The 6,610-nt window shown below is 65.3% G+C and carries 7 protein-coding genes; all 7 read right to left on the bottom strand.

The annotated features are described in order from the left end of the window. Positions 1 to 44: 44 nt before the first annotated feature. Entirely contained in the window at positions 45 to 980 is a 936-nt protein-coding gene (lpxC, locus tag NX784_RS13775; protein WP_258817236.1) for a UDP-3-O-acyl-N-acetylglucosamine deacetylase, read from the bottom strand. Positions 981 to 1,052: 72 nt separating this feature from the next. After that, positions 1,053 to 1,895 (bottom strand): DMT family transporter, encoded by an 843-nt coding sequence (locus tag NX784_RS13770; RefSeq protein ID WP_258817248.1) that lies wholly within the window; start codon positions 1,893 to 1,895, stop codon positions 1,053 to 1,055. A gap of 35 nt (positions 1,896 to 1,930) precedes the next feature. Next, positions 1,931 to 2,380, bottom strand: a complete 450-nt coding sequence (locus NX784_RS13765) for a GNAT family N-acetyltransferase (protein WP_258817235.1) — start codon at positions 2,378 to 2,380, stop codon at positions 1,931 to 1,933. A 7-nt stretch (positions 2,381 to 2,387) separates the two neighbouring features. Further along, positions 2,388 to 2,891 (bottom strand): peroxiredoxin, encoded by a 504-nt coding sequence (locus NX784_RS13760; RefSeq protein WP_258817234.1) that lies wholly within the window; start codon positions 2,889 to 2,891, stop codon positions 2,388 to 2,390. A gap of 223 nt (positions 2,892 to 3,114) precedes the next feature. Next, a complete protein-coding gene (gene ftsZ, locus NX784_RS13755) occupies positions 3,115 to 4,317 on the bottom strand; it encodes a cell division protein FtsZ (RefSeq protein WP_258817233.1) in 1,203 nt (400 codons plus the stop codon). A 217-nt stretch (positions 4,318 to 4,534) separates the two neighbouring features. Then, positions 4,535 to 5,767, bottom strand: a complete 1,233-nt coding sequence (ftsA, locus tag NX784_RS13750) for a cell division protein FtsA (protein WP_258817232.1) — start codon at positions 5,765 to 5,767, stop codon at positions 4,535 to 4,537. Between the two features lie 21 nt (positions 5,768 to 5,788). After that, positions 5,789 to 6,607: a cell division protein FtsQ/DivIB gene (locus NX784_RS13745; protein WP_258817231.1), complete on the bottom strand. Its 819-nt coding sequence runs from the start codon at positions 6,605 to 6,607 to the stop codon at positions 5,789 to 5,791. Between the last annotated feature and the right edge of the window lie 3 nt (positions 6,608 to 6,610).

Raw genomic sequence — 6,610 nt, 5'->3', positions numbered from 1 at the left:
ACAACTTTGCCCTAACAGGGTGGGCACCCAGTGCCCACCATGCGTCAAGTTAACGCCCACTCCCGCTCCATCTGCGCGCCATACGACACGGGCGCCGTTTCCGGCGCGTCGAACGTCACGATCTCGTACGACTCCGGATGCGCCAGCAGCTCGCGCAGCAGCAGGTTGTTCAGGCCGTGGCCGGACTTGTGCGCCTCGTAGCTGGCCAGCAGCGGCGCGCCGACGAGGTACAGGTCGCCGATCGCGTCGAGAATCTTGTGACGCACGAACTCGTCCTCGTAGCGCAGTCCGTCCGCGTTGAGGATGCGGTACTCGTCCATCACGATCGCGTTTTCCAGCGAGCCGCCACGCGCCAGGCCCATGCCGCGCAGGCTTTCCACGTCCTGCATGAAGCCGAACGTGCGCGCGCGCGCCACGTCGTGCACGTACGAGACCTTGCCGAAGTCGACGATGGCGCGTTGCGTCGTGCCGTCCACGGCCGGGTGGTTGAATTCGATGAAGAAGTCGAGCTTGAAGCCGTCGTAAGGGGTCAGGCGCGCCCATTTCTCGTTGGCGCCGCTGCCCTGGCGGACTTCGACCGGTTGCAAAACCCGGATGAATTTCTTCGCAGCGGCCTGCTCCTGCACGCCCGCCTGCTGCAGCAGGAACACGAACGAGGACGCGGAGCCATCCATGATCGGGATCTCTTCGGCCGTGACGTCCACGTACAGGTTGTCGATGCCGAGGCCGGCGCAGGCCGACATCAGGTGCTCGACGGTCGAGACGCGCGCATTGCCCTGCGTGAGCACGGACGCCATGCGCGTGTCGCCCACGATGTCGGCATTCGACGGGAACTCGACGACGGGGTCGAGGTCGACGCGGCGGAACACGACGCCCGTATCGGCGGCCGCCGGGCGCAGGGTCAGCTCGACCTTGGTGCCGGAGTGCAGGCCGACACCTGTCGTGCGGACGAGCTGTTTGATGGTTCGTTGTTTGAGCATCGTCCGATTATATCGTAGGGCTTTCGGGCGCGCCGGCAGCCCCCTCGAACCGGTGGCAGGAACACCACGTTTTCAGGGATGCTCGGCCTCGGCGTGCACGGTTTCGTGGCGGATCAGGTACAAGCCGCTGCCGATGATGATCGCACCGCCCAGCAACGTATATGCATCCGGCAAGGTTTTCCACATGAGCCAGTCGATCGCCACGCCCCAGGCCAGCGCCGTGTACTCGAACGGCGCCACCACGGACGCCTCGCCGTGGCTGAACGCTTCCGTCAGCGCCAGTTGGCCGAAGAAACCGCTGACGGCCAGCGCCAGGATCAGGACCCAGTGCTCCGCCTGCACGGACACCCAGGCGGGTGCGGCGAGCGGCGTCGCGCCCGCAGCCATCAACACCATCAGCCAGAACATCATGTGCTCGCCCCGGTCCGTGCGCGCGAGCACGCGGCCAGCGACGGCCGACACCGCATAGCACACGGCCGCGGCCAGCACGGCGAGGCCGCCCAGCGAAAAGAAGCCGGCACCGGTCGGCCGCAGGATCACGAGCACGCCGGCCATGCCGACGCCGATCGCGATCCAGCGCGCGCCGTTCACGCGCTCGCCCAGCACGACCACGGACAGCGCCGTGATGAGGATCGGGCCGACGAAGAAGATCGAATACGCTTCGGCCAGCGACAGGGTCTTGAGGCCGTACGTGAACAGCGACAGCATCGCGATGCCGATCGCGCCGCGCAGCAGGTGCAGCGGCCAGCGGATGCGCAGCAGCGAATGCTGGCCCCCGCGCCAGAACAGGTAGGCACCGACGAGCGGCAGCGCGGACAATGCGCGGATCGCCGCCACCTGCATCGCGGGGAAGTGCGCGGACAGCAGCTTCATCGTCATGTCCATGATCGAGAACATGGCGACACAGACCAGCATCGCGCGGATGCTGCGCAGATTCCCCGCGAGCCGGGTCACAGGCGCAGCTCCATGAACAGCGACAGCGGGTCCTCGCGGTAATCGCCGAACGGCGTGCGGCGTTCGAAGCCCATGCGCTCGTACAGGCCGATGGCTTCCGGCTGATGGATGCCCGTTTCCAGGCGCAGCACCGACAGGCCCGACATCCGCGCGAACATCACGAGATGCTCGACCAGCTTGCGGCCCGTGCCCATGCCGCGCCGGCGCTCGTCGACGAACATGCGTTTGATCTCGCCATACTCATGCTTGTTGACGAGGGCCGCGCACCCGACCGCGGCGCCGTCCACGTCGCGCGCCACGAGGAACAGCACGTCGCCCTGCATGAGCGACGCGACGTCCGGCAGGTGGTTGCTCTCGGCCGGGTACAGCGCGGCGCAGTACGCGTCCAGGCGCGCGAGCATGTCGCGCACCTCGGGCTGGTCGGGCGTTTCGGCGTTGACGATCAAGAGCCGATCAGCCCAGTTGCTTCAGCAGCGTCTCGGCCGACGACACGTCGAAGCCGCCCGCTTCCACGTTCAGCTGCTTGACGAGGCCGTCCTGCACGAGCATCGAGTAACGCTGGGAGCGCACCCCGAAGCCCTTGGCGACGAGGTCGAATTCCAGGCCCAGCGCCTTCGTGAACGCGGCGCTGCCGTCGGCCATCATGCGCACGATGCCGGTGGCCTTCTGGTCGCGGCCCCACGCGCCCATCACGAACGCGTCGTTGACGGAGATGCACCAGATCTCGTCGACACCCTTGGCTTTCAGCTGGTCCGCGAGCTTGATGTAGCCCGGCAGGTGCTGGGCCGAGCACGTCGGCGTGAAGGCGCCCGGCAGGCCGAAGATGGCGATGGTCTTGCCTTTGACGAGATCGGACACCTTGAAGGTGTTCGGACCGAGCGCGCAGCCTTCGGTTTCGACGTCGATGAATTCTTGCAGGGTGCCTTCCGGCAGGCGGTCGCCGATCTGGATGGTCATGATGGGATTCCTTTCAAGTTTGAAGAATCCGCAAGTATGCCCGATCTTGAGACGGCGCGTGGGGAGGGCCGACGTTTGCGGGCGGCCACCTTCCGCGTGGGCACGGGGTGCCCACGCGTGACGTTGGCGTACCACGCGCATAAAACGAAAGGCCAGGCTGCTTGGAACAGCCTGGCCCCGCATCATGGACCGCCGGTGGTCAGCCGGCGTTGGAGTGTGCGACTCAGTCGGCTTGCTTGCGCAGGAACGCCGGGATGTCGTAGGTTTCGACGCCGTTGTTCTGCATCGCGCGCACCTGCTCGGACGCCTGCTCGCGGCGCCACACGGCCGGCTGCTTCATGCCGTCCATTGCGCCGGCGCCGGTGGCCGAACCCATCGTCACGCCGCCCGTCACGCCCGGGGTGCCGGACATCATCGGCGCGCCGTAGGTGCCGGTACGCAGCACTTGCTGCGGCTGCACCAGCGAGATGTTGGCCTTGTTCTTGCCCAGGCCCGTCGCGACGACGGTCACGCGCAGTTCGTCGCCCATCTCGTCGTCGTAGGCGATGCCTTGTGCGATCGCGGCGTCCGGTGCCGCGAACGCGCGCACGGCAGCCATGACTTCCTTGATCTCCTTACCTTTCAGGCCGCGCGACGCGGTGACGTTCACCAGCACGCCCTTCGCGCCCGACAGGTCGATGCCGTCCAGCAGCGGCGATGCGACGGCCTGTTCGGCGGCGATGCGCGCGCGGTCGACGCCCGACGCGGTCGCCGTGCCCATCATGGCCTTGCCCTGCTCGCTCATGATGGTCTTCACGTCGTTGAAGTCGACGTTGATGTGGCCCGGGACGTTGATGATCTCGGCGATACCGGCGACGGCGTTGTTCAGCACGTCGTCCGCATGCTTCATCCAGTCCAGCATCGATTCGTCTTCGTAGATGTCTTCCAGCTTCTCGTTCAGGATGACGATCAGCGAATCGACGTGCTTGGTCAGTTCGGCCAGGCCGTTTTCCGCAACGTCCATGCACTTCGCGCCTTCGTACGAGAACGGCTTCGAGACGACGGCCACGGTCAGCGCGCCCAGGCTCTTGGCGACTTCCGCGACGATCGGCGCGGCGCCCGTGCCGGTACCGCCACCCATGCCGGCGGCGATGAAGACCATGTGCGCACCGCGCAGCGCGTCTTCGATGCGCATGCGCGATTGCTCGGCCAGCTGGCGGCCGACTTCCGGACGCATGCCCGCACCCAGGCCGGACTCGCCGATCTGGATGACGTTGTGGGCACTGGATGCGGCCAGCGCCTGGGCGTCGGTGTTGGCCGCGATGAATTCCACGCCCGCCACGCCCTTGTTGATCATATGTTGAACCGCATTACCACCCGCGCCGCCAACGCCGACGACCTTGATGACCGTGCCCAATGCTGCGTTATCGACCATATCGAACTCCATGATGAACTCCTAATCTCGATGAGCCGTTTCCAAGCCCGAATCCTCGCGGACATCGCCAGGACTCGAGATTGGAAACGCGCCACTATTTTAAAAATGTTTCGTGTCCGTTACCAAGCAAAACTGCTACCAGCTGTTACATTCACCCCGAAATACCCGCCACGCGTTGCGTTTACGTTGTTCCCATCCTGGCTCACGCGCGCTGCGGTCCTTCGTCGCCTCAGAAATTCCCGAGGAACCACTCTTTCATTCGCTGCCACACCGCCTTCATCGAACCATCCTGACGCGTGACGATGTGACCGCGCAGGTACTGCTTTTTCGCTTCCAGCAGCAGACCGAGGACCGTCGCATAGCGCGGGCTGCGCACGACGTCCGCCAGTTGGCCGCGGTATTCCGGCGTGCCGAGGCGCGCCGGTTTCAGGAATATGTCTTCCGCCATCTCGATCATGCCCGGCATGATCGACGAGCCGCCCGTCAGCACGATGCCCGACGACAGCACGCCTTCGTAGCCGGATTCGCGCACGACCTGGTGCACCATCGCGAACAGTTCCTCGACGCGCGGCTCGATCACGGCGGCCAGCGCCTGGCGCGACAGCGAACGGGGACCGCGGTCGCCGAGGCCCGGCACTTCCAGCGTCTCGCCCGGATCGGCCAGCACCTGCTTGGCCACGCCGTAGCGGATCTTGATCTCTTCCGCCTCGCCCGTCGGCGTGCGCAGGGCCATCGCGATGTCGCTCGTGATCTGGTCGCCGGCGATGGGGATCACGGCCGTGTGACGGATCGCGCCGTCAGAAAAGACCGCGATGTCGGTGGTGCCACCGCCGATGTCGATCAATACCACGCCCAGCTCTTTCTCGTCGTTCGTCAGGACGGAATCGGCCGACGCCATCGGCTGCAGGATCAGGTCCGAGACCTCGAGCCCGCAGCGGCGCACGCACTTTACAATATTCTGCACGGCCGACACCGCACCGGTGACGATGTGCACGCGCACCTCGAGGCGGATGCCGCTCATGCCGATCGGCTCGCGCACGTCTTCCTGATTGTCGACGATGAATTCCTGCGGCACCGTGTGCAGCAGTTGCTGGTCGGTCGGGATGTTCACGGCCTTGGCCGTCTCGATCACGCGCGCCACGTCCGTGGCCGTCACTTCCTTGTCCTTGATGGCGACCATGCCGCTCGAATTGAACGAGCGGATATGGCTGCCGGCGATCCCTGCATACACGTTGCGGATCTTGCAGTCGGCCATCAGCTCCGCTTCCTCGAGGGCGCGCTGGATGGATTCGACGGTCGCTTCGATGTTGACGACAACGCCCTTCTTCAAACCCTTGGACTCGTGCTGACCGAGTCCGATCACTTCATGGCGCCCATCGGCCATCACCTCGGCCACCACCGCCACCACCTTCGAGGTGCCGATGTCGAGGCCGACGATCAGGTTCTTCGCGTCTTTTGTCATGTTTGCTGTCGCCTGCTGTAATTAGATCTGCTTCGTTGTTTTGGTAGTCGTTTTTTTCTTAGCCGCCTTGACTGGCTTGGTCGCATCCGCGGGAATGCTCAGTGCTGCCGACGACAGGGCCAGGCCGTTCGGATAGCGCATGTCAATCGTGTCGATGCGCCCTTCCTGCAACCTCGCGACCAGCTGGGGATAGATGCTCACCAGCCGCTGCACCCGCGCATGCAGCGTGTCGTTGTCCTTCTCGCGTCCCAGCTCGACGCTCATCCCGTTGTTCAACTTGACGGTCCACGCGTACCGGTTCGACAGGCTGATCGACTCCGGCACGAGGCGGATCGGCGCGAACCAGCCGCGCAGTTCCGCGAAACGCGTCAGCACTTCCTTCTCGCTGCCGACAGGGCCCTCGAACGCAGGCAGTTCGTGGTCCTCGTCGGCCTCGGCCAGGTTCGCGGTGAACACGTCGCCCTTCACGGACAGGAGCTTGCCCTCCTCGCCCCACGTGCCCAGCGCCTCGTGCTCTTCCACCTGCACGATCAGCTGGTTCGGCCACTCGCGCCGCACGCTCGCCTTGCGCACCCACGGCACGGACTCGAACGTCGTGCGCACCTGTTCGAGGTCGGTCGTGAAGAAGTTACCGCTGATCTTCCCGAGCACGCCGTTACGCACCGTCAGTTCGTTCACGTGCTGCAGGTCCAGCCCGTACATGCTCTCGACCCGCACCGCGCGCAAGGTGAACATCGGGCGCTGCGACAGCCACCACAACCCCGACGCCACGCAGGCGAGCGCCACCAGCGCGGTGAGCGCGCTGGCGGTTGCATTCAGAGCTCGCACGTCATGCCACATCTT

This window comes from Massilia pinisoli, assembly GCF_024753285.1.
GTDB classification, from domain to species: Bacteria; Pseudomonadota; Gammaproteobacteria; order Burkholderiales; family Burkholderiaceae_D; genus Telluria; species Telluria pinisoli.
This window is presented reverse-complemented; position numbering and strand designations above follow the sequence as displayed.